Annotated in this window: 28 protein-coding genes and 4 tRNA genes; 21 read left to right on the plus strand and 11 right to left on the minus strand. The window is 63.0% G+C overall.

What is annotated here, in order from left to right; genetic code table 11:
* Positions 1–25: 25 nt before the first annotated feature.
* Both A8G08_RS13645 and A8G08_RS13650 read right to left on the minus strand, forming a co-directional pair.
* Complete coding sequence (locus tag A8G08_RS13645; RefSeq protein ID WP_068274762.1) at positions 26–1,246, minus strand: lipase family protein; 1,221 nt, start codon at positions 1,244–1,246, stop codon at positions 26–28.
* Between the two features lie 141 nt (positions 1,247–1,387).
* Positions 1,388–2,035 carry a TetR/AcrR family transcriptional regulator gene (locus A8G08_RS13650; RefSeq protein ID WP_068274764.1) on the minus strand — a complete coding sequence of 216 codons (648 nt, stop codon included), beginning with the start codon at positions 2,033–2,035 and terminating at the stop codon, positions 1,388–1,390.
* 92 nt (positions 2,036–2,127) lie between these two features.
* Here A8G08_RS13650 and A8G08_RS13655 point away from each other — a divergent pair, with 92 nt between their 5' ends.
* Positions 2,128–3,606: a carotenoid oxygenase family protein gene (locus A8G08_RS13655; RefSeq protein ID WP_084436195.1), complete on the plus strand. Its 1,479-nt coding sequence runs from the start codon at positions 2,128–2,130 to the stop codon at positions 3,604–3,606.
* A 6-nt stretch (positions 3,607–3,612) separates the two neighbouring features.
* On the opposite strand, the gene A8G08_RS28015 is transcribed toward A8G08_RS13655, so the two are convergent.
* On the minus strand, positions 3,613–4,410 hold the full coding sequence (locus tag A8G08_RS28015; protein WP_245672817.1) for a hypothetical protein: 798 nt from the start codon (positions 4,408–4,410) through the stop codon (positions 3,613–3,615).
* A gap of 302 nt (positions 4,411–4,712) precedes the next feature.
* On the opposite strand from A8G08_RS28015, the gene A8G08_RS13665 reads away from it, so the two are divergent.
* A complete protein-coding gene (locus A8G08_RS13665; RefSeq protein WP_157108564.1) occupies positions 4,713–5,189 on the plus strand; it encodes a hypothetical protein in 477 nt (158 codons plus the stop codon).
* 34 nt (positions 5,190–5,223) lie between these two features.
* Here the strand turns inward: A8G08_RS13665 and A8G08_RS13670 are convergent, their stop codons facing one another.
* Entirely contained in the window at positions 5,224–5,607 is a 384-nt protein-coding gene (locus A8G08_RS13670; protein WP_068274770.1) for a hypothetical protein, read from the minus strand.
* A 612-nt stretch (positions 5,608–6,219) separates the two neighbouring features.
* Between A8G08_RS13670 and A8G08_RS13680 the strand changes: the two genes are divergently transcribed.
* The 14 genes from A8G08_RS13680 (at position 6,220) to A8G08_RS13740 (ending at position 14,154) form a co-directional block, all read left to right on the plus strand.
* On the plus strand, positions 6,220–7,380 hold the full coding sequence (locus A8G08_RS13680) for a tyrosine-type recombinase/integrase (protein ID WP_068274774.1): 1,161 nt from the start codon (positions 6,220–6,222) through the stop codon (positions 7,378–7,380).
* Entirely contained in the window at positions 7,377–7,862 is a 486-nt protein-coding gene (locus tag A8G08_RS13685) for a hypothetical protein (RefSeq protein WP_068274776.1), read from the plus strand. The genes A8G08_RS13680 and A8G08_RS13685 overlap by 4 nt, the downstream gene beginning before the upstream one ends.
* 151 nt (positions 7,863–8,013) lie before the next feature.
* Positions 8,014–8,172: a helix-turn-helix domain-containing protein gene (locus A8G08_RS13690; RefSeq protein WP_425394556.1), complete on the plus strand. Its 159-nt coding sequence runs from the start codon at positions 8,014–8,016 to the stop codon at positions 8,170–8,172.
* 182 nt (positions 8,173–8,354) lie between these two features.
* A complete protein-coding gene (locus A8G08_RS27495; RefSeq protein ID WP_245672818.1) occupies positions 8,355–8,522 on the plus strand; it encodes a hypothetical protein in 168 nt (55 codons plus the stop codon).
* Positions 8,519–8,761, plus strand: coding sequence for a hypothetical protein (locus A8G08_RS13700; protein WP_157108565.1), 243 nt, complete (start codon positions 8,519–8,521; stop codon positions 8,759–8,761). The genes A8G08_RS27495 and A8G08_RS13700 overlap by 4 nt, the downstream gene beginning before the upstream one ends.
* Positions 8,758–9,822, plus strand: a complete 1,065-nt coding sequence (locus tag A8G08_RS13705; protein ID WP_068274839.1) for an AAA family ATPase — start codon at positions 8,758–8,760, stop codon at positions 9,820–9,822. The genes A8G08_RS13700 and A8G08_RS13705 overlap by 4 nt, the downstream gene beginning before the upstream one ends.
* The gene (locus A8G08_RS13710; protein WP_068274782.1) at positions 9,823–10,077 is read left to right on the plus strand and encodes a hypothetical protein; all 255 of its coding nucleotides are present in this window, start codon (positions 9,823–9,825) and stop codon (positions 10,075–10,077) included.
* Complete coding sequence (locus A8G08_RS13715; protein WP_068274785.1) at positions 10,074–10,487, plus strand: helix-turn-helix domain-containing protein; 414 nt, start codon at positions 10,074–10,076, stop codon at positions 10,485–10,487. The genes A8G08_RS13710 and A8G08_RS13715 overlap by 4 nt, the downstream gene beginning before the upstream one ends.
* 5 nt (positions 10,488–10,492) lie before the next feature.
* Positions 10,493–10,678, plus strand: a complete 186-nt coding sequence (locus A8G08_RS13720; RefSeq protein WP_068274788.1) for a hypothetical protein — start codon at positions 10,493–10,495, stop codon at positions 10,676–10,678.
* Positions 10,678–11,487, plus strand: coding sequence for a DUF885 domain-containing protein (locus A8G08_RS13725; protein WP_068274791.1), 810 nt, complete (start codon positions 10,678–10,680; stop codon positions 11,485–11,487). Before A8G08_RS13720 ends, A8G08_RS13725 begins: the two co-directional genes overlap by 1 nt.
* Before the next feature lie 271 nt (positions 11,488–11,758).
* Positions 11,759–12,076: an HNH endonuclease gene (locus A8G08_RS13730; RefSeq protein ID WP_068274795.1), complete on the plus strand. Its 318-nt coding sequence runs from the start codon at positions 11,759–11,761 to the stop codon at positions 12,074–12,076.
* A 110-nt stretch (positions 12,077–12,186) separates the two neighbouring features.
* Positions 12,187–12,531 carry a hypothetical protein gene (locus A8G08_RS13735; RefSeq protein WP_157108566.1) on the plus strand — a complete coding sequence of 115 codons (345 nt, stop codon included), beginning with the start codon at positions 12,187–12,189 and terminating at the stop codon, positions 12,529–12,531.
* Between the two features lie 110 nt (positions 12,532–12,641).
* Complete coding sequence (locus A8G08_RS27165) at positions 12,642–12,809, plus strand: hypothetical protein (RefSeq protein WP_157108567.1); 168 nt, start codon at positions 12,642–12,644, stop codon at positions 12,807–12,809.
* Positions 12,810–13,602: 793 nt separating this feature from the next.
* Positions 13,603–14,154, plus strand: a complete 552-nt coding sequence (locus tag A8G08_RS13740; RefSeq protein ID WP_068274801.1) for a sce7726 family protein — start codon at positions 13,603–13,605, stop codon at positions 14,152–14,154.
* Here the strand turns inward: A8G08_RS13740 and A8G08_RS13745 are convergent.
* Positions 14,123–15,241, minus strand: a complete 1,119-nt coding sequence (locus A8G08_RS13745) for a beta family protein (RefSeq protein ID WP_068274804.1) — start codon at positions 15,239–15,241, stop codon at positions 14,123–14,125. The two genes, A8G08_RS13740 and A8G08_RS13745, sit on opposite strands and share 32 nt — an antisense overlap.
* Before the next feature lie 395 nt (positions 15,242–15,636).
* On the opposite strand from A8G08_RS13745, the gene A8G08_RS13750 reads away from it, so the two are divergent.
* Entirely contained in the window at positions 15,637–16,179 is a 543-nt protein-coding gene (locus tag A8G08_RS13750; protein ID WP_068274808.1) for a hypothetical protein, read from the plus strand.
* A gap of 265 nt (positions 16,180–16,444) precedes the next feature.
* Positions 16,445–16,741, plus strand: a complete 297-nt coding sequence (locus A8G08_RS27170) for a hypothetical protein (protein ID WP_157108568.1) — start codon at positions 16,445–16,447, stop codon at positions 16,739–16,741.
* 277 nt (positions 16,742–17,018) lie between these two features.
* Here A8G08_RS27170 and A8G08_RS13755 read toward each other — a convergent pair whose 3' ends face one another.
* The 4 genes from A8G08_RS13755 to A8G08_RS13770 all read right to left on the minus strand — a co-directional run bounded on the left by A8G08_RS13755 (position 17,019) and on the right by A8G08_RS13770 (position 17,722).
* A complete protein-coding gene (locus A8G08_RS13755) occupies positions 17,019–17,372 on the minus strand; it encodes a hypothetical protein (protein ID WP_157108569.1) in 354 nt (117 codons plus the stop codon).
* Positions 17,373–17,475: 103 nt separating this feature from the next.
* Positions 17,476–17,550: transfer RNA gene (locus A8G08_RS13760), tRNA-Val, on the minus strand.
* A gap of 1 nt (position 17,551) precedes the next feature.
* Positions 17,552–17,622, minus strand: a tRNA-Cys gene (locus A8G08_RS13765).
* Between the two features lie 27 nt (positions 17,623–17,649).
* A tRNA-Gly gene (locus A8G08_RS13770) sits at positions 17,650–17,722 on the minus strand.
* A 295-nt stretch (positions 17,723–18,017) separates the two neighbouring features.
* Here A8G08_RS13770 and A8G08_RS13775 point away from each other — a divergent pair.
* Positions 18,018–18,089, plus strand: a tRNA-Val gene (locus tag A8G08_RS13775).
* Positions 18,090–18,609: 520 nt separating this feature from the next.
* Positions 18,610–21,120, plus strand: coding sequence for an HsdM family class I SAM-dependent methyltransferase (locus A8G08_RS26700; protein WP_157108570.1), 2,511 nt, complete (start codon positions 18,610–18,612; stop codon positions 21,118–21,120).
* Between the two features lie 144 nt (positions 21,121–21,264).
* Here A8G08_RS26700 and A8G08_RS13785 read toward each other — a convergent pair whose 3' ends face one another.
* Both A8G08_RS13785 and A8G08_RS28365 read right to left on the minus strand, forming a co-directional pair.
* Complete coding sequence (locus A8G08_RS13785) at positions 21,265–22,347, minus strand: tyrosine-type recombinase/integrase (RefSeq protein ID WP_068274814.1); 1,083 nt, start codon at positions 22,345–22,347, stop codon at positions 21,265–21,267.
* Between the two features lie 372 nt (positions 22,348–22,719).
* The gene (locus A8G08_RS28365) at positions 22,720–23,358 is read right to left on the minus strand and encodes a WhiB family transcriptional regulator (protein ID WP_084436201.1); all 639 of its coding nucleotides are present in this window, start codon (positions 23,356–23,358) and stop codon (positions 22,720–22,722) included.
* A 51-nt stretch (positions 23,359–23,409) separates the two neighbouring features.
* Here A8G08_RS28365 and A8G08_RS13795 point away from each other — a divergent pair.
* Positions 23,410–24,655 (plus strand): helix-turn-helix domain-containing protein (locus A8G08_RS13795; RefSeq protein ID WP_084436207.1); only part of this gene is annotated, 1,246 nt, incomplete at its 3' end.

Here is a 24,655-nt window from a genome sequence, read left to right on the forward strand (position 1 = left end):
GGTCCGTTCCGTTGGCGATCTGGCGTCAGCAGGTTCGTGCTGTGGGTAGTCCTTGGAACTTTCGGTCCAGCCAGTCGAGTGCCTGGAACATGCCGAGCGGTGCGGCTGAGAGGTGGTCCGGCGTGGGGGTCAGCATCGTAAACAGTTCCAAGCCGGAGGCGCAGTAACGCTCCAGCGTGTGGTCGATTGCGGCTACCGGAATCAATCCGTCGATCGGACTGTGCCATTCGAAGACCGGGGCATTCGGTATGCCCGGATACTTCTCCAGGCTGTTTTCATCGAAAACTTGCCACGCGGCCGGGTCGTCCATGTAGTTCTTGTTGTCCGTCATCTGGCTCAGGCTCTTGTAGACCCCGACAAACATCGCTTCGTTGGTGCATCCGTTGATGACCCAACTGGCCAGCCAGCGACCGTAGTCATTGAGTTGGTTGGTGACGTTCAATCGGTCCGGGTATTCGCGCTCGAGGCCGAGCAGAGCGATCGCGGCAAGTCCGAATGCGATGTGCGGCTGGGTACCGAGGGCTCGTGCCATCTCGGTCAAATTCATCGGGACACCACCGTAGGCGGAGCCGATAATCGGCAGTTCCGGCGCGTACGTCTTCGCGAGCGCTGCCGCCCATGCGGTGGCCATACCGCCGCCGGAGTACCCGCCCATCGCGACCTTGCTGTTGCGGGCCTCGAACTCGGGAATTTTCTTGACGGCTCTGATTCCATCCAGCGTGATCTGTCCACCGAGTTTCGCTGCGCCGTAAGACATTCGTGGTCCGAGATGATCAGGCAATGCAACCGACCAACCGCGAGCGAGCGCAAGGTTTAGGCCCGGCATTTCCAGGATCAAATTCATTGGGTCGGACGTGTAGAGCTTGGAGGCGACTTTGCACTTGCTGCCGAGCGCATTGATGATGTGTTGATACGACAGCAGCGGACCGTCTTGTTCGTGATTCTGCGGGAGAAGGTAGGTCGTATTCGCAGCGATCGGCTTCCCCTCGGAATCGGTGCTGCGGAATAGGACCTCGAACACCCGGCTCGTTGGGAAGTACACGTGCCATGGCCGTTCCCGGACGTTCAGTACATCGCCGGGCGAGTGCTGGGCCAGATCGGCCGGTGCCGCGTAGAAAGGGTCCGGGTCGGGATTCGGCATCACCGGCGCTGCTGGAGCATGGCTCGCCCCAATAAGCGCGGCGGCCAATGCCATGATCAACGCCATGGCAATGGCGCACGCGGCCCGACGAACTGAAACGCTCATGCGTAACACCTACTTCGATCCCCAAGCGCCCCAGACTTTTCCATGAAGGCGCACAGATTTTGCTGACTATGCCAGAAGTGGCTGGAAAGTAGCGAGCTGCGCGAGAAAATATCCTGCACGACCAGTGAATCGGTTCGGCGGTCAGTCGATCCCCGGTTCTCCTGGAATAGCGAGGGTGCGGGCGATACCTGAGAACATTCGTGCCAGTTGCTCCACCAGTTCGGCCCGCTCGATACCGAGCTTGCCTTCGGCGTAGGCCCACAAAGTGTCCGACCAACCCCCGATGAGCATGTACCCAGCCGTCTCGACCATGCGCTGATCAGGATTTCCGAACTCGGCGGCCGCGACCTCCAGGTACGGGCGTACGGCGGCGACCGAGCGGAGGAGCAGCTCGTTTCGGCGCCGGGCAATGGTGGGATCGGCGGGGCTATGCAGAATCCGCAGCAGGCGTGGATCGTCCACGAATGCGGCGACCAGGATCTCGATCGCCTGGTCCACGGCCGCGATGGGCTTGGTGGCCATCATCGCGGCAGTGTTGAGCGCGAGTTCCTGTTCGAGCCGGTCCACCAATGCGTCGAGCAGTGCTTCGCCGTCGGTGAAGTTCTCGTAGAAGTAGCGGTTGTTGAGTCCGGCTTCCTTGCACACCCGGCGAACCGTGACGGCCGCGAAGCCCTCGGCGTCGAGGAGATTGAGGGCAGCATCGAGCAGTCGCTCCCGACGCGCGTTCTTGCGATCGGCGAACGGCACGCCGGCATAGGCCTGCCGGGGGGTGTCCTCATCGGTACTCATGCGGACCGACCTCGTATCGACCATTGCCTTCCCACACCGCCCACGATACTTTGGCAACAAGCGTTACCAAAACATCGTTACCGGGGGTGGGTATGGGCACCGAAAATTCCTTTACCGCGGGCGGACAATCCGTGCTTCCGGGGACGCCGCTGCGAGAGTTCGAGGCACTGCACACCGAGCACGACTACGTCCTGGAGACCGAGTCCGGCGTGCTACCTGCTGGGCTGGCAGGCACGCTGTACCGAAACGGTATGGGCCGCTGGGAATCCGGTGGTTCGCCGATGGGGCACATCTTCGACGGTGACGGAATGCTGGCGATGTTCGCGATCGACAAAGGTGAAGTCCGCTTCCGGAACCGCTACGTGCGCACCAATCACTATCTGCGCGGCAATCATTCGCGCGGACCGGCTGGACGGGGCGTCGGCACGATGCGCGGCAATGGGGGAGTGCTGGCAAATGCGTTTCGCTGGCCGATGTCGAATCAGGCCAATACCAACGTGGTCTGGCAAGGCGGGAAGCTGCTCGCGCTGTGGGAGGGTGGCCGGCCGCACGCGATGGACCCGGAGACGTTGGCGACGGAGGGAATTCACGACTTCGACGGCAAGCTGAGGGGAATCGGCTCGTTCTCCGCGCATCCCAAGATCGATCCACGCACCGGAGAGCTGTTCAACTTCGGCACGGCGTTTTTCCCGACCCCGGGTTTTGTCGCCTACCGTGTCGACCCAAACGGCAAGCTGCACAAGCTCGCGCGCTGGACTACGCGGACTCCTCGGTTCAATCACGATGTGGGCCTCACCGACAAGTACCTCGTGTTCGCGTTGTCGCCGATCGTTGTCTCGCCGGTCGGCATGGTGCCCGTGATGGCAGGTCTGCGGCCCGCGAGCAGCGCGATGGGCTTCCGGCCGGATCTCGGCACCGAGATAGTCCTGGTGCCCAGGAACGGCGGTCGGCGGATGCACGCCTTCACCGACTCGCAACTGCACTTCCACATCTCGAACTGCTACGACGACGGCGACGACACGGTGATCGAATTGGTCCGGCACGCGGCCGATTTCGACACCTTGTGGAGCAATTTTCACAACGGGTACCGGAATCTCACGGAGAAGCCCATCGTCGGCGGCCCGCTCACGCGGCTGCGGGTCACGCGGTCCGGGCGAGTGCTGCGCGAAGACCTCACCGACGCGGTCTCGGAATTCCCGCAGATCGACAGCCGCTTCACGGGCAGCCGGAATCGGTATTCGTACACCGTTGACCTGACCCACCTGGGGAACGCCGGCACCGGGACCTCGTACACCGGGATCACTACGTTCGACCACGAATTCGGGACCGAATCGACCTACGACGTTCCGAATTACGGATCGGTGTGCGAAGCGGTCTTCGCTCCGCGCTCAGCCGACGCGCCCGAGGGCGAAGGCTGGCTGCTGAGTGTCGAATACGACCGCGACGAACATCGGTCTCGGCTCATCGTTCTCGCCGCGCAGGCTCCCGATCGGGGGCCGGTGTATGCGGGCCGGCTGCGTCACCACCTGCCGATGGGGTTGCACGGGACGTTCGTTCCGCGGGCGGCATGATGGCTGCTAAGGCCCGTACATCCATTCGTCGCCGACGCACATGATCGCTTTGCCGGCGGGCGTTTTGGACACATTGTCGACCGAGTTATCGCATGGCTCTCCGACATTGTGGGTCCCGATGATCGGCGCTGAGGACACCCATTTGTAGCCGCCGTTGGCACCCATGAAGACGCAGACGATATCCGCGCCGGTGTTCGCGTCGGTCGCGATACTGCTCGGGCTGGCGCACACGCCGCCGACGACCGGACTCTGGACTGGCTCCGGCGGTGGAGGCGGTGGAGGCGGCGGACTTTGCGGCTGCGCGGGCGGGGCTGGGGCGATGCCCTGTTGCGGGAGCGTCGTGAAATCGCCACGCCAGGCGACCGAACCCGCTGACACCACGGCATTGGACAGCTGTGCGCGATCGACCACGTACCCGTGGCGAACGGTCTGTGTTGCGCTGGGCGGGATCACGCCCTGGACCCCGGCGCCAAGCCCTTCGCTGATCGAGACCTGCGCCTGCGCCACCTCACCCGTGGAACCGGTTGCGACGACCGGTGTCTGCCACTCGAATCCCTCGTAGACGTCGAGGCCGGTGTTGGTGACCTGAAATGTCAAAACCGTCAACGGGCCGTACATCGATGACTGGAACGAATCGACGCTTGTTATCGCGATGTCGAGACCGCCGGTCGTGTGCGCGATTTCATCGGGGGCGAGGACATTCGCGGGCTTGGCGGCGCTTGCCGACGTCGCGCGTGTGTCGGCGGTCGACGAATTGGCGGTTTCAGCAGTGTCGGTCGTGTCGGATCCGCACGCGACGACCACGAACGCGATTGCGACAGCACAAACCGCTGCGCGACTAGGTGACCTGAGAGACATCCCCCGTCGCGCCATGTGTCGATTCTCCTGCGGACGCCAGGCGAGCGCAGCTGGACGTCAAATTTGATTTCACATCCGTAACAATTGTCACATCCGTAACAAACACCTGCTTTGCTCCTCATGACCGATTTGTCGCGCACGGCCACTCGCACACCGAGGGCCGCAACGCGTCGCGCTCGGGTCGTGCGACCTCGAGGTGAGAGGCAGAAGGGGTGGGCCAGCATATGTTTGGTCGTCGTGGAGTTCTCGTGCCCGGAGTTTCCGCACTATTTGCCGCCGCAGTCTTGGCGTTCACGGGCAGCGGCACCGCGATGGCTCAACCCGCGGCGCCCGATGTTCCCGTCGAGATGCAGCAGCAGCGGGACACCGGGGTGATCGATGGGACCACTTCGCTCGGCTCGAAGGTGGGCACGGGCGCAGGACAAGCAGCGGGCGCGATCCTCGGCGCGGGTATCGGCGCGGCCGGCGGATGTCTCGCTGCCGGTCTTTTGGCGGGACAGTCGATGCCCGTCGACAAGGTCCCGACGATCCAACTCGACAAGTTGCCATTCACTCCGAGCAACTGCATCACCGGTGGTCTCGCTGGTGCGGGAGCCGGCGCGGGCCTGGGCGGTGGCGTAGGCGGCCCGATCGGCGGAATGTTAGGCCAGGGGACAGGCGCGGCGGTCGGATCCGGAATGGTGATCTTCAATCACCAGCAGCCCGCGCCCCAAATCCCCAAATAACGCGTCGCCCAACGTTCCGCCGAGCCTGTTTCGGTTACTGGGCCCAGTGCGTAGTTCCGGGCGCGGCCTGAAGGGTCTGGGCGAGGTCAACTCCGGTGGCGATCGCAGCAGGACCGCCGGCGACCACAGTGCCGAGCGCGCCGCCAATCGCCGCGCCGGTGGCGGCACCGGCTACGCATCCCGCAGGCACGAACACCACCGTCGGAGCGGTGAGGCCGCCGCCGATGACGCACCCGGCGACCAGGCCTGCGCCGGTTCCGGCGACGGTGCCGCCGACCGTGGCCGCGCCGGTGATGCTGTTGAAGTTGTCGATCGAGGCCTTGTTCTCGGCGGGCGATGCTGCCATGGCGGTGCCGGTACCCAGCAGAGTGGCTGCCGCGGTGCCAATGAGGGCAAGCGTGGTGACGGACTTCTTCATGTGGTTACTTCCTTCTTGTCGGTGTGCTGTTCGCGCTCGGTCGGTTTGTGCGCGATGCCACGTGCACGAGTGCGCCGCAGGCGCGCAATCAAGCTGACGGTCCTGCGTCGGAGGTACGTGGACTCTGGGTTTCTGCGCTCTGGCTTGGAAAGCCCCGCGCCTACCCGGTGAAACCATTCGGTGTGCTTATCGCGTCGGGCGTGATCGGCGTTCCGGGCCGAAAGTCACCGAATGAGTGGACCGACGACCCTGGCGTATCACCCGATGCTGTGCCGCGGACTTCGAATCTGGCACTCGCGAGAGGGGACCTGTGGTCACTGTGACCATGACACATTGGCCGACGCACACGACAGTTGCGGTCGGAAACAAGAAAAGCCCCGGTTGGAAACCGGGGCTGATCAGGTAAAACGGTGGTGCGCGATACTGGGATTGAACCAGTTCAATCAGGCGAATGTGGATTTGTCGTGGAGCTGCGCCAATGACGCTCTCACCAGCGTATATTGCAGACAGTACCGCGTGTCACTGATGGACACAAGAGGCCACTGTTAGACTCATCTCAGTTCACGTTCAGTTCACGGCGCGGGTCGCCAGTATCGCAACGAGAGGCACACGGTGGCGCAAGGTGACGGGCGGAAGACACGCGCAGCGGGAACATTCGGCACCGTCCACCAACTCCCCAGCGGCCGGTTCCGCGCCCTCTACTACGGCCCGGACGGACGCCGCTACAAGGCGCCGACGACGTTCACCGCAAAGCAGGACGCCCGCGGCTGGCTGTCACTGCAACAGGCCGACATCATCCGCAAGGCGTGGACACCCCCAACTGCCCAGACGCCGACGCCAAAGCGGACCACGTTCACGGAGTACGCGAACGATTGGCTCGAACACCGCTCGCTGAAGGACCGGACACGCGAGCACTACCGCAAGTTGCTCGACGGTCACATTCTCCCGACTCTCGGCGCGCTGCCGCTGGCCTCCATTACTCCCGACGACGTGCGCGACTGGCATACCGGCCTGGGCAACTCGACACCGACGATGCGCGCGCACGCCTACGGGCTAGTGCGGACGATCCTCGCCAGTGCCGCAAGCGAGGGACGCATCGCCGCGAACCCATGCCACATCAGGGGAGCTGGAAGCGCGAAGCGTGTCCACAAGATCAGGCCCGCCAGCCTCGCGGAGCTGCAAGCACTCACCGCGGCAATGCCCGAGAATCAACAGGCGATGATCCTGCTCGCGTCCTGGTGTGCGCTGCGGTTCGGTGAGCTGACCGAGCTTCGCCGCAAGGACATCGAGATTACAGAGGAGAAGGACGGCGACGAAACTGTAAAGGTCGGCGTGATCCGTGTGCGGCGCGCAGTCGTCCGGGTGAGCGGCGAGTTCAAGGTCACCACACCGAAGTCTGACGCCGGTATCCGCGACGTCGCTATTCCTCCGCACTTGATCCCGGCTATAGAGAATCACATGGCCGAGCACGTCGGGCCCGAGAAGGATGCACTGCTGTTTCCTGCGGGCCACGGTGGACACCTAGCGCCGGCGACGCTCTACCGCCAGTTCTACAAAGCCCGCGCCGAGGCAGGCCGAGATGATCTGAGATTTCACGATCTTCGCCATGGTGGCGCTGTCCTCGCCGCCGCAACTGGTGCGAGCCTGGCGGAACTCATGGTGCGCCTTGGTCATTCGACTCCGCAAGCCGCGATGCGCTACCAGCACGCGGCGCAGGGGAGGGACAAGCAGATCGCGGCTCTGCTGTCTAAGCTCGCGGAGGGGGAACAATGACCAATGAGGATAGCCGCGACGCCTTCGTCGAATCCCTGCGCGCTCGATACACCCGGAACGAGGATGAGTTGGCGGCGTTCGCCGCTCAGGTCGGGGACGAACCCGACGGCACCATCGACATGGTTGTCTCCCAGTTGCGAGCGCTTCGCTCCGGCCCGGCCAACCTGTGGCGCAAGTACCGGGCTGTCCAGTGGGTGTGCGACAAGTGCGGCAAACCCGTCCTGCAAGTAATGAACACCGTTCCGCGGTCTGTCTTGTGCCGCCGCCGATTCAGTCGGCCACTCGACAACAACGAGACATGGGAAGTACCGCCCGGAGTTGGCGAGTTGGGGCGAGATGACGTGCTGTTGCTGACCGACTTTTTCGCACGGAAGCTGCCGCCGTGGATTGGGTGTCCCGGTTGCCGCAACATCGGCCAGGTTGATCGGGCCGTCGTGCTCGCGGACATCGAAGCGGAACCGAGGGCGACACGGCGCGTGTAAAGCGGGCCGAAGGTGGACATTAGTGGTAGTTTGACGACAGTCCGGCGACCGAGTTCGCAGACGCTCACATCTATTTGGGCAGTGAGCCATACTCCGAAAAGGGAGATGGCACCCCATGCCCAGGAACAAATCTCAGCGTCGCCTCGCTAGCGTGACGATCGCGGCCGATTACGCCGACGTCAGCACGAAAACCATTCGCCGATACATCGCATCCGGGCGTCTCACCGGCTACCGCGTCGGCCCACGCCTCATCAAGATCGACCTGAACGACCTTGACCGGATCATGCAGCCGGTCGGTGGCGCCGCGTGACCGAACGAGAAAGCCGCCCCACAGCGAATAGGGCGGCTCCCGAAGATCCATTGGCGGCGGATCGGTTCCATCATATTGGCTACGTGCGACAACTGGCCCAACGGCGCGCAGTGGCACGCCGCCTGTCGGTCCTTGACTGCGGGTGCGCCGACCCGTTTCCATGCCGTTGCACCGACCCGCCGATGTCCTCGAATGCACTCGATGGGTGGCGTGACGCTGCACTCAGCGTCCTTGCCGCTGGTCGGACGCCGATTGTGCCGCTCGAAGCGCTGCGCGCGCTGTGGCGGCGCGGTGGTGCCGATCGCGAACTCGCCGAGGATCTGCACGCTCTCGCGGGGGTGATCGGATGACTAACGATCCCCTTGGGCGCTCGCGCGTGGTCCTGTCCGACATACACCGCCGCTGGGACGTGGACAGCGACCCACTGCGGCCGGTCGAGGAGCAGAACCCGCAGCGAACACCGACCGAGAAGGCCGAGATCGACCTAGCTGCCGCCACGGCGCTCGTATCCATCGCAGAGTCGCTCGCATCGCTCGCATCGCTCGCAGCCGATGCGCGTGTGCGCGACCGTGGGCGGTGGTCGCGATGACCAATCACGACGTCGAATCACTGTCGATGCTTGAGGGGATGGTCAACGGTGAATGGCTTGACCGGCAAGAGTTCCCACCACTCGAATGGACCGTCGAGGGCGTAGTCCCCGAGGGATTCGGGTTACTCGTCGCGCCGCCGAAGGCGGGTAAGTCGTGGATGGTCGCCGGTATCGGACTCGCTTGCGCCGCTGGCGGATACGCACTCGGCAAGATCCCGGTGAAGCGCCGGCCGGTCCTGTACCTCGCACTCGAGGACGGGCACCGGCGTCTGCAGAGTCGGTTCCGCACGATCATGGAGGATGCCCCGATACCCCGCGGCATCGACGTCATCACACAGGCAACGTCAAGCGAGATCCCCGGCATCATCGCCGAATATCTGATCCTGCACGCCGAGCGGGCGCCGCTGGTCATACTCGACACTCTGGGAAAGGTGAAGCCGCCCAAGCGCGCCGGTGACGATTCCTATGCAGCCGACTACGCAATCGGCTCACGCCTGAAAGCGTTGATCGACTCTGCGCCCGGTGCGGCGCTGGTCGTCGTGCACCACACGCGCAAAGCTGAATCCTCGGACTTCATCGACGCCGTCAGCGGAACACAAGGTATCGCCGGGTCCGCCGACTTCGTGCTCGTCCTCGGCCGCAAGCGCCAGTCCGACGACGCGGTTCTGTCAGTCACCGGCCGTGACGTACCCGAGGCTGAGTACGCACTCACCACGACCGGTGGGCGGTGGGCGCTCGATGGCATGGACCTCATGGATGCTGCGGCTGCCGCCAGCCGAAGACGCGCGAGTGACGGACTTGCCGACCCCTCGGTGAAAGCGGTCGAGTTCGTGGCAAGCCGAAGCACCGGCACCCGACCCGCCGAACTCGCCGAGCACCTGGGCGTCGATCCCAACCGCGCCAGCACAGTACTTCAACGGCTGCACAGCGCCGGACGTATCGGCAAACAGTCACGCGGTGTCTACATACCCCTGAGTGATGTGAGTGAAGTGACTGATTACGCAGAGTCCGAATCACTCACATCAATCACATCACTCACCTACCCGCCGGATGAGGACTGAATGATGGACAAAACCAATCACCCCGATCCGGTCGACTCGCTCCGCTGGATTACCGCGAGAATCGTCCAACTGCTCGCGGTCGATCAGCCCGATATTGCAGAGCTCGCAGTGGAAGCCCGTGCAGCGCTTGCGCTACATACCGACGACCACGACTCGTACAGCAATGGGCACCCGGTCGTCACTTGCTACTGGCTCGGCGACCAATGCGTCAGCGCGCACGTCAACTCTCCGGCGAGTTGGAAGGCGTCGCGGTGAGCGTCCCGTCTGGCGCGTACCAGCTCGGCACCGCAGTGTTGCTAGACGGCGCTGCGGTCGCCGAAGCGTACTGGCTCGTGTCCCTCGGCCGGCGTGCAGTCAGCCTCAACGGCTACACCGACCGACCCGGATTCGAGGAGCTGCAATGCATCCTCAAGCGCGCCACGGAAGCGCACCGACAGCACCAAGAGTCGCGTAAACGACACGACGACGTCGCCCAACCACCGCTCCGCGCAGACTCCGAACAACTGATTGGCACAACAGAAGTGGCGGACATTCTCGGTGTCGGCCTACGGCAAGTGCAACGCATCGCACGCTCGCTCGACGGAAGAAGGATCGGCACCCGCTGGGTATTCGACCGCGACGCAGTACGCGCCTACCACGCAGCAGCAATCGAGCACGAAAGGTAAACCCTATGGCAGCCAACCCGATTCAGGCGCTTCTATCCGGCGTCGAGGAGTTCCTCGCTCAGCTCGATGACAAGCAATTCGCCGACCTCGTCGCCCGCACCCGGCAACCCAAGGGCGACAAGAACCCATCCCCCGATCAGGCACCGGAGGCCGACTACCCGTCGTCGTGGCACATCGGAGGTGGTCGCTGATGAACACCACCTACCTCGGCCGCCGGCACTGCCAGGCAATCACTGGCGCGGTCGAAACAGCGGGCGGAACCGTGCCCGAAGCCCTCGCCGACATCCTCGCCCAACTCGACGCCGTCAAAGACTGGGCACCGGCACCCGTTGAGGACATCGCCTCGGTGATCCGATCCGGCGCCTTCACCGCCGCCAACGCCGCCGAGCAACTCGACAAGATCCTCCGTGCCCCGACGCAAGACCCGCGCGAACTCACCGCCAAGGCAGAAGCGGCACTCGTCAACCAATTCGGCAAAGCACTCCATGGCGCCGCCGGTGACGCCGTGATCGAAGCGGTACGCCCGGCATTCGAGAAGGCCGCTAAGGGCATCATGGACGCCCGCGAACACATCACCGCCGACACCACGCCCGCGCAGATTCTGGAGCTGGGCGACGAGGCCGCGAAGGCATGGCGCGAAGTTGGCGTGCACAAGCAGTCCCTCGACCGGGTTCACGCGCTCGTGCAGGCGATGGCATCCGACTTCGACGTACTCGGACAGCCCGAGCCGCTGCTATGGCAGCGCACCGGAAATATGGTCTATATCGCAGCGGTCTACGCCCGCGACGAGAACACGCCACTCGAAGAAGTCGCCCGCTGGCTCATGGCACCGAACGCCGGCAACGGCGGGAAGTGGATGCGCATCCTCAGCGTGACCCCCCTCGAACTCAACTCGCTGACCCGCGCCCGCGAGATCATCGCCGCCCAGACCGAGGAACGCCGCAAGGCCGCGAAAGCCCACCGGGACGCCATGAGTGGCGTTGCCACCACACGGGCATAAGGGCGGCGCACATGAAACTCCCACGGCGTCAACGTCAACCGAGCCGCTGCTCCATTAGCCAGGCAGCCGAACGGAAACGATGGCTGACCCATGACCCCGACTCCTTCGGGCGAGGCCACACCAGCGCCGAGCAGGAGCCGGGCCGGAGCGTGCACCAGCTGGGCGCTCCGGTACCGGAAAACTCCAGACCCGTAGCCAACCCGAGCAGCAATGCCAACCGGCAGACACCAGCAAGAGCCGAGTTCGCCCCCACCCCCACCGGAGGCACCGAATGAGCTGGGACAACACGAACCGCGCCCGCACGAGCAGTCGCGAGCACGTCGCAAGACGCAAACGTGTCCTCGCCCGCGACGGTCACCGATGCCAGATCCGCGGGCCGCGCTGTATCGGCACCGCGAACTACTGCGACCACATCCGCAACGTCGCCAGCTTCGCCAATCCAGCCGACGCCGAGACCGACGAGAACTGTCAGGCGGCGTGCAAGCCGTGCCACGACCAGAAGTCCGCCGGCGAAGGTGTCAGCGCCCGAGCAACCAACCGGGCACGTCTGAAGCTGCCACCCGAACCGCACCCCGGACTGCTCCGGTGACCCCCTGGGGCACGGCCCCGGCCGGGGCCGTGCACGCAGCCGGTCTGCATACCTCCACCGGGTCGGCGCATTGCATGAGCCGCAGGAAACACGGAACGGAGGTCTGACCGATGCCACGTAAGCCGTTGACCGAGGGGCAGAAGCTGGTCGCCGCGATCAAGCGCGATCTGGCCGATGGGCTCGAACTGGACAACCGGGACTTCGCCACACTGGAGCTGATCGCCGCGACCCGCGATGACATCGCCAGTCTCGAAACAGCTTGCGATCAGGTACTTATCGAAGACGTCGCCGGCACGAAGAAGCTGAACGCTGCCTACACCGAGTTGCGTCTCTCGCGGGCTCAACTGCACCGGCTGATCACTTCGATGAAGCTCACCGCAGACGAGCTGCCCGAGATCAAGAGCGCACGGCACCAGGCCGCCGCGAACGCTCGCTGGCATCGGGCAGGCGCGTGATGGTGCGGCGTATACAGCGTGATTCAGCCCTTCGCGGGGCTCTGATCGCCCATAGACGCCGATTCGCGGAGCGCTGGCCCACCGATTCGACCCGTGCGCGGCTGGCAGCGGTGGCGACCGGCGAGGAGGTCGGAACCGACTCGGGTGAGTTGTTCTCGGCGCTGTTCGCGGTCGGCAACCGCGAGGCGATGCGCTACGCCCGCACAAACGGCCCTGATCGCCTGTTCATGCTGACAGAGGGTGACGTGCTGGAGGAGGTACCCCGTGGTCAGACGTAAGCCGCGCCCAGTAATCGAGGGTGAACTACGCGCCTACCTGCTCGCCGAGGCGGTCGCATTTCGTGACCAGTACGGCGGAATCTCGCCCGAGTGCTGGGCGGAGTTGTCCAAGCCGATCGAGAGACTCGCGGGCGGCGAGGTGTATCAGCTGCACCGCTACGAACTTCCCGCCGATCATCCTGAACGGAATACCGGATGGCCCGCAGATGATCTCACCCTCGCCGACGATAGGCTCTCAGTACATGACGACCACGGGGTAGCGGTCAATCGTGTTGCGCGGTCCAGGGATTGCGAAGGAGCGACGTCAGGGAGGAGCTTTCCGTTCGATGTATGCCACTCGATCGATGGCAGCGGTCAGAGCCGAGGAAGCCGCAGCGAGTGTTGATACCTGTCTATGACCAGGAGCGGCGTCATCCAGTGCAAGCACGGCGGAGTAGCAATGGTCGACTTCGGCCAATGACGCAGCGAGCTTCTTATCGGACAAACGAGCAAGCAGCTCCTGAACGAGCTCCAGGTTTGCCCGAAGGCCCGTCTCTCGCAACGAGGGTAACGTCCGGCCACCTTGCTGCGCTTCAGCGACAGCATTGCGGAGTGCCTCCAACGCGGACCGCACATCGGGTAGCTGTTTTGCGGCTCGGCGCCACTTCACGTCACGACGGCCCATCGTCGAAACGTACGCGCCGAACGAGCCCGTCAACGCCCCCCACACTGCGGTCGCGGTCGTCCAACCCCAGCTCACGCGTGTTCCCCCGCATTTCTGTCGAGGCGGCCAGTCGTGTCGTATAGTCGCGGTATGCGGGACGTCGACATCCGCGCCGCGTTGGTCGATAGCCTTCGCCGCGATTTCGACGGCGACAAGATCGTCAATGAAATGGGGCTGTGCCTTGGTGCCACCCGGGTAGATGTTGCAGTAATCAACGGCTCACTCCACGGCTACGAAATCAAGAGTGATCGAGACACGTTGGCACGTCTTCCCGCACAAGTCGAGTTGTACAGCAAGGTGCTCGATTTCAGCACAATAGTGTGCGGATCGCGTTATGGTGCCAAGATCCGCGACGTCGTACCCAATTGGTGGGGAATTGTTGAGGCCCATAACGTCGATGGGTTGGTGGCGATGAAACCTCGGCGCAGAGCTCGCCGCAATCGCATCTGCGATCCCATGTCGGTTGCTCAGCTTCTCTGGCGCGAGGAAGCAGCGGCCGTTCTCAGGTCGCGCGGCGAACTCGTCAGGAGTCGCGAAACCCGTTGGAATCTGTGGGACCGGCTGGCGCAGTGGCCGATTGACGAACTTCAATTGTCTGTTCGTAGCCAACTCAAGGTTCGCCCGCGGTGGATAAACGATTGACCACGTGTGCGATGTGGTGGCTGGTTCCGATTGCGCGCCACACCATTGCGTTCCCCGGTTTGGCCGCTTGTGGCGCAGGATCCTGGTTGGCGTATTGCGCATTGTCTGCGATCCTTTCGTCGCCCCAGGATAATTCGGGCGTGAACTCGGCGTGCTGGGCGATGGCGTGGCAGATGTCGAGAAACTGATTATTACCGCGGCGGTTGTTCTTTCGTCCCTTGAGGACTAGCCAACCCTCCGCGGCGGTGTATCTGATCTGCGGGGCGGGGGCAAACGGTACTGGCGCCAATTGACCCGGATACGCAACGGCGTAGTCTCCAAAAGTGGGTACGCGCGACCTACCCCGCAGTCGATCGCGCACGTTTCGCCAGGTAGTGAGTTCCCATCGTGGCACTTCGGTCAACGTCTCTGGCGAAACATCATCGAGGTTGCTCGGAAAGCCTCCTGCTGCGAGGGTCAGCGACCTCCACTCGTCTAGATGGGGCAAGTCAAGGATGATCAGGCGGGCGATACGCGCCGCGAAAGACGCTGTCGTTTCGTTTACGGCTCCGAAGTCGAGTATGAGATCGACGTGATCGGCCGAGATATCGAGCTTTTCGAGCAACCGGTCCAAAGTAGTCGATATTGGTTCGTCACGTTCGTCAAGATCTTCGTCGGACAGTCGGATGCACGTAGCTCTCGTTTCGAAGTTGCTCAGCGACAATCGCAACCGATCCATCAGGCGATCGTCTGTTGCATCACCGGGTCGGCACGTCGGGATCACTTGCGTGCGGTCTTCGGTGAAAAATTGATCGATTACTTCGGCTACGGGGTAGTACCCGTTGATCGACGGAAGTGCATGCAGATCGATGATCACATCAGTAGGCTCGGGCCAATTCTTTGCTAGCCGCTCAGCCGTCTTGCGGACGGTGGCCGTGACCCTGTCGGAAATCGGCTCACCGTCGTCATCGAGTTCATCGCCCGTCGGCACGAACTCAATGAGCGGGGTGAAGTTCGGCGCCATCTCCTGGCGAATATGATCGAGAGCGTAGAACTCACCGAGCCGAGCCTTAAGGATCGGAATGTAGTGGTTTGCACTGCGTCGCACTGGGCCCCCATCCAAGTGTCGTTGACTCCTTACCTACCATGCCTGAGATTTATTCGGACGTTGATTCGCTGCGCGTTTCATGTTGTGTATGCTCGCCAACCTCCGCGCGTTGACGATGCGGCGCTGGCGCGATCCGGGAATGCACGAGGTGGGCTCAATCGTTCTGGTCGTCCCGCAGCATCGACAGCTCCCATCGCACCAGATCGATCATGGCGACAACTACGGCTCGCCGGGGTCGAGTCCCACTTCAATCAGGACTTCGCGCTGCTCGTCGTCCACAATGGGTGAGTGTATGGCGTCTCGACCGCGTTCAGGCGCCGGCGCGGGCCGGGTGAAGGTCTAGCCGGATGCCTGTGATCGCCTGCGCCGAGCGATTACCAGGAGGTGGTGGCGGGGTGAAGGTCCCGAACTTGCTGCTCGCCCTAATCATCCCGTTCGCCGTGGTCGCGTGCGGTAGTCAAAACGCCACCCCGGCAGCGCCCAATGCCGCTGCACCGCAGCCACCGGCGTCCTTCCCCAGCGATAACCCGGTGCCGCTCGGCACGACGGTAACGGTGAAGGAGTTCGACGGCACCGGCTATCGGGCGGGCGGTGAAATGAAGCTGACCGTGGTGTCGTCCGGCCCCGGTGACCCCGCGGACACGTACTCGAACGAGATACCGGCGGGCATGAAGCTGACCGTGATCGACGTCGTAGCCGAACAGGCGTCTGGGGAGCCATACTTCCGCTCGCCCGCGTTCGTTGGGATCACCACGGGTCACGCAGCGGCCCACTCCTCGGACGAGCTTTACGAGAGTGAGATCGCGGCGGGCATCCTGTTACCGAGCGAGATCCGCAACGGTCAGGTTGGATTCATGGTGCCTGTCGACACAGAGATCGACAAGGTGATCTGGCAAGACGACGCGGACCACCAGCAGGCTGCGTGGGCGTTGAAGTAGCGCAGCATCCGGCGAGGGGGCTGGAGCATGACGAGCTTGATCCGCACCCGGAAAGGCTGGGTCGAGCCGGCGCCGAACGCATTGCCCCAACGGGCACCGTCTCTCAAGGCCGGAGCAGCGCTCGTCGGGTGGCAGGCGTGCCGGTGTGGCCGCGGGCACCGGACGCATTACTGCCGCCAGTGTGGCGAAACTGTGTGGACGCCGCCGATGAGTTTGGGCCTGTAGCTCGACGAACCTCGACAGCCGCTGACACGAAGGAGGGCGAATGCCCGCGTATCCGGTTAGCCAGCCAGTCACAATGTGCTGGCAAAACTTCTGCCCGTATCCAAGTCACGCCCATGTGCAGGGTAAGCCGTACTGTCAGCAGCACCTGAAGCGGCTCAGGGCCGGCAACATCAACCGGCCGTTGTTCGATGGCGTCGAATGCAAATACAGCCTATCCGGATATGCGCTGCCGTGGGATGAGCAGACCAGCGAAAACCGTGAGAGACGCATCGTGCTTGCTCGTGCGGACAGGGCTCTTGCTGCGTCACGAGATCCAGAAGCGCTTGAGCACGCTTGACGGGCGTACACACTGTGTACGCCCAGATGGACGAAGCGATGTTTACCCTCGCTGATGCCGGTCGAGCCACTCGGGCCGCGCGGATCAATGCCAGTGCAGGACAGGCCGCCCGACGCACTTTCTGTCGCGTGTGTGGTTCGACGATCGAGGGTGCAGAACGGCCTGCCCTCTACTGAGGGTTGAGGGCAGGCCGGGTAGCCGTCGGGTCGACAGTTGGGGGTACCGACCGACGTTCCGTACTTCTGAAAATCTCACGTTTCGTTACACGATCGGATACTCAGATCGGGTTACCTTCCGACGCCAGGACGTCCCTCGGATGTACACCCTTGCTGATGTGGAGCGTTTCCTCGATCGGCAGGCTCTCGTCGTTGAGGTCCAGCAACAGGTAGTGAACCGTCTGGTCGACACCCCGCCGCGCGGACGCGGCCGCCGCCTCGATGATCGCGGCCCACCGCGCACGTTCGCTCGGGTACTCCGCTTCCGCGATCGGCATGATGCGGAGAACCAGGTCGCCGTAGAGGACGTTGAATCCGAGGCGCATAAGCGTGTCGCCGAGCGTGAGCATCCGAGTGATCCGATCGGACATCGGGTCGCCGGACGCTGGCGCGGAGTCGGTGTTTGTAGTGGTCATGGCGTGGTTCCTCTCGGGAGTTCACGCCTGATTGACTCAGTTCACGAATGGTTCACGCAACAAGAAAGGCACCCTTGAAAGGGTGCCTGACCTGCATAAACGGTGGTGCGCGATACTGGGATTGAACCAGTGACCTCTTCCGTGTCAGGGAAGCGCTCTCCCGCTGAGCTAATCGCGCGAGGTGGAGACGGGAATCGAACCCGTGTGCACGGCTTTGCAGGCCGTTGCCTCACCACTCGGCCACTCCACCGGGCTTAAGGTCGAGACCCATACCTCGAGCGGATGACGGGATTCGAACCCGCGACCCTCACCTTGGCAAGGTGATGCGCTACCAGCTGCGCTACATCCGCACGCTCCGGGGCGCCGTTTCCGGCTCCTCGTTGCGAGATGGAACATTAGCCGACGCTGTCGCGAACTAACAAATCGGCTGGTAGAGCGCTTACGAGCGGATTGCTCGCAATGATCTTGATGCAGTCGCCCCGCTCGGGTCGTTGCGGAGCTTGCTTCGGCTGCCCAGCCGGCCCGTCAACCCGGAGACTGCGACCCCGCAGGGCGGGCTGTGGCCCAAGGGGCGGATTGGGATTCGCGGCGGAGGTCGTGTTAATGTTCCACCTCGTTCGGCAAGCCCCCTAAAGGCTCGCACACGGTCCCGTGGCTCAGTGGGAGAGCGTCCGCTTCACACGCGGAAGGTCGCTGGTTCGATCCCAGCCGGGACCACCGTTAAAACCGCAGGTCAGAGGCTGTTTGCAGCTGAGATCCAGCGTCATCCCGTTCTCATTCGGAGTTTCATCCAGCCAATATCCAGCCAAACCTTTTTGGACGCTGATTTTTCGGCTTGGCACTGAGTGTCAACCGTCGGCCGCGTCGACATGGACGAACCGGGTTCGGCTTCCTAGTGCACCAAACCGTCCGGCATTTGGCATCAGGAAGTTGGGCTCGCGTCTCCGTGCTTGTGCTCGATAGGTTTTGCTAAAGCTCCCGTCGTCCACAGCGCTGAACGTGGCAGGGCACGCTCAACGATCGTCGGCGGGCCCGGCGTGGAGGCCTTTGAGCTGGTCGTCGGGAACCCAGGAAGTCGCGCCGCGCCGAACCTGCCCGCCCCCAACTCTTGACGAGCAGCACCGGCTATACCTGATCACATCGAAGTTCGCGCAAGTGGATCGACACCCCGAGAGGGTGCCCCAACGCCGAAATGGGCGATCTGTTCGCGGACTATGGATGACAGGATGGGACTGCTGTGAGAAATGAGCATTTGGCTCTTCGAGCCGTCCTCGACGAGCGAAAGAACGCACAACAGCTGGACTTCGATCGCGATTCAATGAGCTCGGAGCACACCACGAGTTTGTCGTTGGCCCAAGCACTTGCGGTTGGATGCCTCAGTCGCCTGGACCCAAGCCGTGCGTCCATCGATGTCTGGGATCCCGCATCTGGCTCAGGGTTCGCGGGATTTTTGCTCGTCGATGCGCTCCAATCAGCAGGGGTACACGTCCGATATCGCGGGCAGGACATCAATCAGCAAGCGGTGATGGCAGGCCAACGACGCTTCCAAGCAGTGCCAAATGCCGAACTCGCTCTCGGAAACACCCTCGCGAACGACGAGTTCGCGGAATTCGAAGCCGATTTGGTCATCGTAGATTCGCCGTGGGGATTGAACTGGGCAAGTTCAGAACCGGCTGTGCAATCTCGCCGCGAATCGGGTGAGTTCCGTTTCGGCGTTCCGCAACAGTCCGACAGCACCTGGCTCTTTATTTCATTGGCGTTGGAGAAGCTACGACCGGCAGCCCAGGGAGGGGGGCGAGTCGCGGCCCTCGTCGCTCCGAGCGCCTTACGAGCGGGTGGCGCCACCGGCGCGATGCGACAGAAGATCGTGGAAGCCGGGCTGCTCGAATCCGTCACTCGGCTACCTGAGGCGCTAGCACCGAACACGTCTATCACTCTCTATCTTTTGACTTTTACGAACAGCGACGACGGCGATGCACGAAGCAAGGTCGCGATTGCTGACCTGCAAACACAGTTCACGAGCGGCCGCAGACATCGAGCGATGCCTGCCTCCGCATTCCGCGAGCTCGAATCAGGGCTTCGGACAAGGAAGTCGGGACCCCGGAACCGCACTATCGAGGTTGGACAGCTCATCCGCACAGAAGCTGATCTTTCGCGAGAGTCCAACGACGGGCACCGACTCTCGTGGCGACTCACGACCTACCGCAACCAGGCGATCGACGAGCGCCTACTGGAGTCTCGATACGGGGCACATTCCGGGATCTGCATGGACAGGAACCCGACCACCATCGTCGACCTCGACCCCAGCCCCTTTTTCGGGGATGACTCGCGCGATCTCCTGAAAGCCATGAAGGCACAAGGATGGGCGAGCAGGCGTCTGAGCCAACTCCTCACCAGAGAGCCGGCAGCGGTAAATGACTCGACCGGCGCCGCCGATAGGCAGGTGTTTGTTCCGACGACTCGCAGCGGCAAGGTCTCCACCGAGCTATCTGAGACGGAGGCCTCTGGCCGAGTGCTCTCGATCCAACTCGACACTGGCGTGGCCGAGCCGACGTTCCTGACGGCTTGGCTCAACTCAGAGCAAGGGCTCGCGAGCAGATTTCGCGCGATCGAAGCGAGCAGCTCGGGCACCTATCCAAGAGCACTTAGGTCCGACCCGAACTCGCTGATGCGTTGGGCCGACGAACTCATCGTCCCCGTGCCCGCGCGCAGCGTACAACTGGCGCTTGCGTCGGCGGACGAAAGGCTCGGCTCTTATCACGCTGAACTGAACCGCCAACGAGAGAGCATCTGGGCAGCGCCCGACAGTGCGGCAGAGGTGGTGGACAGGATTGCGAACGCGTTCGACGACTCTGTGGATGCTTGGCTCGACCAGTTGCCTTTTCCCATCGCGTCGGCACTTTGGACTGCTGAAACCGCCACTTCACCAGGCGACCAGCAGCGGGCGTACCTCCATGCATGGGAGGCCATAGTCACCTTCCATGCAACGGTGCTCCTCTCGGTGTCCCGCTGCGATCCAGGCAGCAGTAGCACCGTCGAAGCAGCGATTGGCCAGACGCTGCGAGAACAACACTTGGGTATCGAACGAGCCTCCTTCGGAACCTGGGTGGTCATCGTCGAGAAAACGTCCAAAGACCTCCGTCGTGCGCTTGAGAGTGGCGACCCCGACGATGTCGCCCGCATCCGCAACGCGTTCGGCGGCCTCAGTCGGACCGGAATCGAACGCCTCATCTCGAAGGACGTCGTGAAGAAGTTCAACGAGCTAAACGGTAAACGTAATCGCTGGAGCGGACACACGGGCTATACGTCCGATGACGAATGGAAAGCGCAGGTGGCATCGCTCGTCTCGGACCTCACCAATCTTCGCGAGATGCTCGGCAATGTTTGGACGCAGCTCCTTCTCGTTCGTGCAGGCAGCGCCAAGCGCACGCGCGACGGTTACGTCCAGGAGGCAGAGGTCGCAGTCGGCGCTCGTTCTCCGTTCCGCACGCAGAACTTCAGTGTCGGTGAGCTGATGGTCGACCGCGAGCTGTACCTCGTGACAGAGGGGTCGCAGTCGCCGTTGCGCCTTGGGCAGTTCGTGCAACTCCGCGCGGCTCCGCGCAATGCCCAGTACACGACATACTTCTATAACCGGACCGAAGGGACCAGCGTCCGCATGGTCAGCTATCAGCACGGGCCGGAGAGCGAAGTCCAAGCCGACGCAGAGAGCTTCCGCACTGAGTTCGGCGCATTGGCTGCGACGTGACGAGACCGTGAGCATGCTTGCACCATCCGGCCGGATCGCCCTATCCGGCGATGTGTGTAGTAGCACCGGATAGGTAAGCCTGGCGCGAACGAGGCGAGATCGATCAGGCACAAGGCCTAATGATGGACGACACCACTCTCTGGCTTACTCGTTCTCTCCGCCGGATATCGCGTCAAGGGCCGACGCGACGGTATCGAGTTCTTCGTCGTACAGGTCGGCGTAAACGTGTGCGGTCACGGTGATGGACGCGTGGCCCATCACCTTCTGAAGCAGGCGAAGGTCCGCGCCGGCCATTCGCGCGAGTGAGGCATACGTGTGCCGAAGGTCGTGCACCCGCAGCGTCGGTCGGCCGATCGTGGACGCCGATTTTCTCCACGCGACGGCGCGCTTCCAATTCTCGAGACTCAGGCGGTGACCTTTTGGGGAGGCGATCGCCGGTCCACCTCGCGGCCGTCCAGCCGTCCTCTCCTCGAAGATCGGCAAGAGCCGTTGAGGAATTGGAATGACGCGGCGCCCCGCTTGGGACTTCGGATTGCCCTCAGTTAGTCGCCCACCGACCTGTGTGATCGAGCGACGGACGCGGAGTCGCCGGGTTTGAAGATCGACGTCCTCGACGTTGAGTCCGGTCAGTTCGCCGAACCGCAATCCGGTGTAGGCGAGGACTCTCACGACATCGCCTTGTGCACCGCATGTTCGCGCCAGTTCCGCGACTTCGGCGGCGGTGAGATAAATGTGGTCGCGATGGTGCATCGGGGGAAACCGGGTCCGTGTGGCGGGGTTCTTCCCAATGAGAAGTCCGTTTTCGGTCGCGTAATCGAGGCACATTTTGAGCACTGAATGCGTCCAGCGGACGGTTCGGGGGCTAAGCCCTGAGGCGGACATACTGTTGACCCACCGCTGGATCGACGCATGGTCGATCTTTGCGATCGGCCACGAGCCGAAGGTTGGTTCGACTCGCAGTCTCCAGTTGTCGGAGTATCCGCGGCGCACCTTCGGGCTCCAATCGGGGCGCGAAGCAAACCACAGTATGTAGATCTCGGAGAGTTGCACTCGGCCGCCCCGCGGATCGAACTGCTCGCCGCGCGCCTGATTGGAGATGACCGCGGCCTCGAAGACCTTCGCCTCCCGCTCGGTCATGAATGTCTTCGAGCGTTGGGTGCGGTCGGGTGCCCGCCACACGACATCCCATCGGGCGCCGTGCTTGGTGGGGCGCCTAGTGATTGCCATCGCGGCACTTCCTCGAGTTGCAGCGTCGGGCACCGGACTAATTGCGAGTAGCCCCGAGCGCAGCCACGATTTGGACGCAGAGTTCTCCGTGAGTCCGCTACACACGGATCGTTTCGAGCCAATCAAGTACGTCATGCCTCGTCCATCGACGGTGGCGACAACTCAGGCGCAGGTGGCGAGGGCCTGGAGCGTCAACACCTCGTTCACGCTTAGCCGCCCAGTCGTGGAGCGTCGAGACCGGCACTCCCGTCATGTCGCGCACTTCGTTCGCGGTGAGCAGGTCGGTGCTAAAAGCTTTGTCGCTCATCGGAGTAACGCTCCTAAATGCATCGATGCGACGGAAGTGGGCAACAGGCTGCGAGACATTCGATCTCACCCCGCATCCATCAGCCGTTGAAGTGCGGCCGCCAGCACGTAGATCCGTCCACCAAGTCGGCGGACCGGCAACTCATCCTTCGACACGAGCCTGTACGCAGCGGCTCGGCTTATCCCGAGTAGCGCGGCCGCACGGGGCACCGGAAGTAGGGGCGGCAGTTGCTGTTCGGACATTGCGGACCCCAAATCCCGCGCGCTTTCGTGGAGCGTGCCGTCACGGCCGGCTGCCACCTCTTGGAGGCGGCAGCGATCCTCGTCAATGTGGTGCTCGCCACCGAGGTGTACCCCTGCGACGATGCCGTCCGTGCGATGAGTAGCGAGCGCGTAGCGTGCACACGACGCGGTCACTGGGCAAGTCCGGCAGATACGCAGCGCTCTTTCGCCGCCGAAAGGTCCGGGAAACCACCAGTCTGGATGCTCGTGACCTCGGCAGCTAGCGTCGTCCATCCACGCCCGTGAGGTTGCCGCAGCTCGATGTTGCTTGGGGGCTGGTTGGAGTCCGGCTTCGCAGCTCATCCGCCGATCCTTTCGCGGGATGTGTGCACATTTCTGATCGCGAGTCACATACCTACAGATCGATGATGTCCTTCCGATACGTCCGATAGAAGGACTTATCGGAGGACATGAGTAGGACATTTAGACGGCAGAATGGATCGACATTCCATGTGATCGGACTAGAGTGTCCGTATGACCGCGACTGGAAATGCGCGGCTTCGCGCGGCGAGGCAAGCGGTGGGCCTTCGTTCTCAGGCGGCGTTGGCCGAGGCGGTTACGCAGGCCGCGCGCAGTATCGGTCTGCGTGTCGCAGTCACCGCTCGCACCGTCCGGCGATGGGAATCGTCGGAGCCGCCATGGCCGCACCCCGACCATGCGAGGGCGCTCGAAGCGTTGTTTCAGCGTCCGGTAGCGGAGCTTGGGTTCACACCGCCTTGGTCTGAGGGTGCAACCGCCGCCGAAATGCATGCAGCACAGCCGGTTTCCGCAGCAATCCACAACCATCGGCGGCTGGGACCAGCAGCTGCCGAGGTCCCGTCATCGGTAGTGAGCGACTATGCAATAGCAACCTCGGCCTACCGCCGGATGTATTGGTCGTTGGCGGGGGCGCGGGTGCATCAGCCAGTTTCGCATCACGCCGTTCTTGGGGGCGACTTGCTCGATCACATTCCGCAAACCGAGCGGGAGACCTTGGCGAGGGCGGTGTCTGAGTGCAGCCTGCTTGCCGGCCGGATCGAGTTTTTCGACCTTCAAAAACCCGAGCTTGCGCAACAAAGTTTCGTCCTCTCGCTCCAAGCGGCGCACGAGGCAAACGACTCACTTCTCGGCGCGGCAGCGCTCGCACATATGGCGTTCCCGCCCGCATTCTCGGGCGATCGGTCTCGCGCGGAGGAGGCGCGTGATCGTGTCCGGGCAGCGCGAGCGTTTGCGCGTCGAGGCGATGCAAACGGTGAGATGCACGCATGGCTCGACGCAGTGGAGGCGGAGGTCGAGACGCGGTTCGGCGACACGCGCCGGGCCCTCGACTTGTTACATCATGCGGAGCAGTTGTACGAGGCGAAGAATGACCGCCCATCACCTCTTTGGATGGATTGGTTCTCCGAGATTCGGCTGGCTGGGTTCAAGGGAAACACGTTGCTGGCGGCGGGTCGCGGACGTGATGCCCGCGAGACCTTGGAAAGAGTGCTCGCGGACCTGCCAGATGACGCTGTTAAGCAACAGTCTGTCGTATTAACCGATCTGGCCGCGGCGGCCGTTGTCGAGAAGTCGCCAGAGCTGGCGTGCACATACCTTTCGCAAGCGCTCGATCAGCTTGGGCACTACTGGTATGCGACCGCGATGGATCGCGTCAAGACAGTTCGCCAGTCGCTTCGGAAGTGGGATTCGATTCCTGAAGTTCGCGATCTCGATGAGCGACTTTACAATTGGCATACCACAG

This window comes from Aldersonia kunmingensis, from assembly GCF_001646865.1.
Taxonomy (GTDB): domain Bacteria; phylum Actinomycetota; class Actinomycetes; order Mycobacteriales; family Mycobacteriaceae; genus Aldersonia; species Aldersonia kunmingensis.

Bases quoted from the DNA above. Each gene is read 5' to 3' on its own strand.
- A8G08_RS13735 (WP_157108566.1), top strand. From the start codon at position 12,187: ATGCCACGTAAGCCGTTGACCGAGGGGCAGAAGCTGGTCGCCGCGATC.
- A8G08_RS27170 (WP_157108568.1), top strand. From the start codon at position 16,445: ATGCCCGCGTATCCGGTTAGCCAGCCAGTCACAATGTGCTGGCAAAAC.
- A8G08_RS13710 (WP_068274782.1), top strand. From the start codon at position 9,823: ATGATGGACAAAACCAATCACCCCGATCCGGTCGACTCGCTCCGCTGG.
- A8G08_RS13730 (WP_068274795.1), top strand. From the start codon at position 11,759: ATGAGCTGGGACAACACGAACCGCGCCCGCACGAGCAGTCGCGAGCAC.
- A8G08_RS13725 (WP_068274791.1), top strand. From the start codon at position 10,678: ATGAACACCACCTACCTCGGCCGCCGGCACTGCCAGGCAATCACTGGC.
- A8G08_RS13645 (WP_068274762.1), bottom strand. From the start codon at position 1,246: ATGAGCGTTTCAGTTCGTCGGGCCGCGTGCGCCATTGCCATGGCGTTG.
- A8G08_RS13650 (WP_068274764.1), bottom strand. From the start codon at position 2,035: ATGAGTACCGATGAGGACACCCCCCGGCAGGCCTATGCCGGCGTGCCG.
- A8G08_RS28365 (WP_084436201.1), bottom strand. From the start codon at position 23,358: ATGTCCTACTCATGTCCTCCGATAAGTCCTTCTATCGGACGTATCGGA.
- A8G08_RS27495 (WP_245672818.1), top strand. From the start codon at position 8,355: ATGTCCTCGAATGCACTCGATGGGTGGCGTGACGCTGCACTCAGCGTC.
- A8G08_RS13705 (WP_068274839.1), top strand. From the start codon at position 8,758: ATGACCAATCACGACGTCGAATCACTGTCGATGCTTGAGGGGATGGTC.
- A8G08_RS13655 (WP_084436195.1), top strand. From the start codon at position 2,128: ATGGGCACCGAAAATTCCTTTACCGCGGGCGGACAATCCGTGCTTCCG.
- A8G08_RS13755 (WP_157108569.1), bottom strand. From the start codon at position 17,372: ATGACCACTACAAACACCGACTCCGCGCCAGCGTCCGGCGACCCGATG.
- A8G08_RS13720 (WP_068274788.1), top strand. From the start codon at position 10,493: ATGGCAGCCAACCCGATTCAGGCGCTTCTATCCGGCGTCGAGGAGTTC.
- A8G08_RS13670 (WP_068274770.1), bottom strand. From the start codon at position 5,607: ATGAAGAAGTCCGTCACCACGCTTGCCCTCATTGGCACCGCGGCAGCC.
- A8G08_RS13740 (WP_068274801.1), top strand. From the start codon at position 13,603: ATGCGGGACGTCGACATCCGCGCCGCGTTGGTCGATAGCCTTCGCCGC.
- A8G08_RS13785 (WP_068274814.1), bottom strand. From the start codon at position 22,347: ATGGCAATCACTAGGCGCCCCACCAAGCACGGCGCCCGATGGGATGTC.
- A8G08_RS13700 (WP_157108565.1), top strand. From the start codon at position 8,519: ATGACTAACGATCCCCTTGGGCGCTCGCGCGTGGTCCTGTCCGACATA.
- A8G08_RS13685 (WP_068274776.1), top strand. From the start codon at position 7,377: ATGACCAATGAGGATAGCCGCGACGCCTTCGTCGAATCCCTGCGCGCT.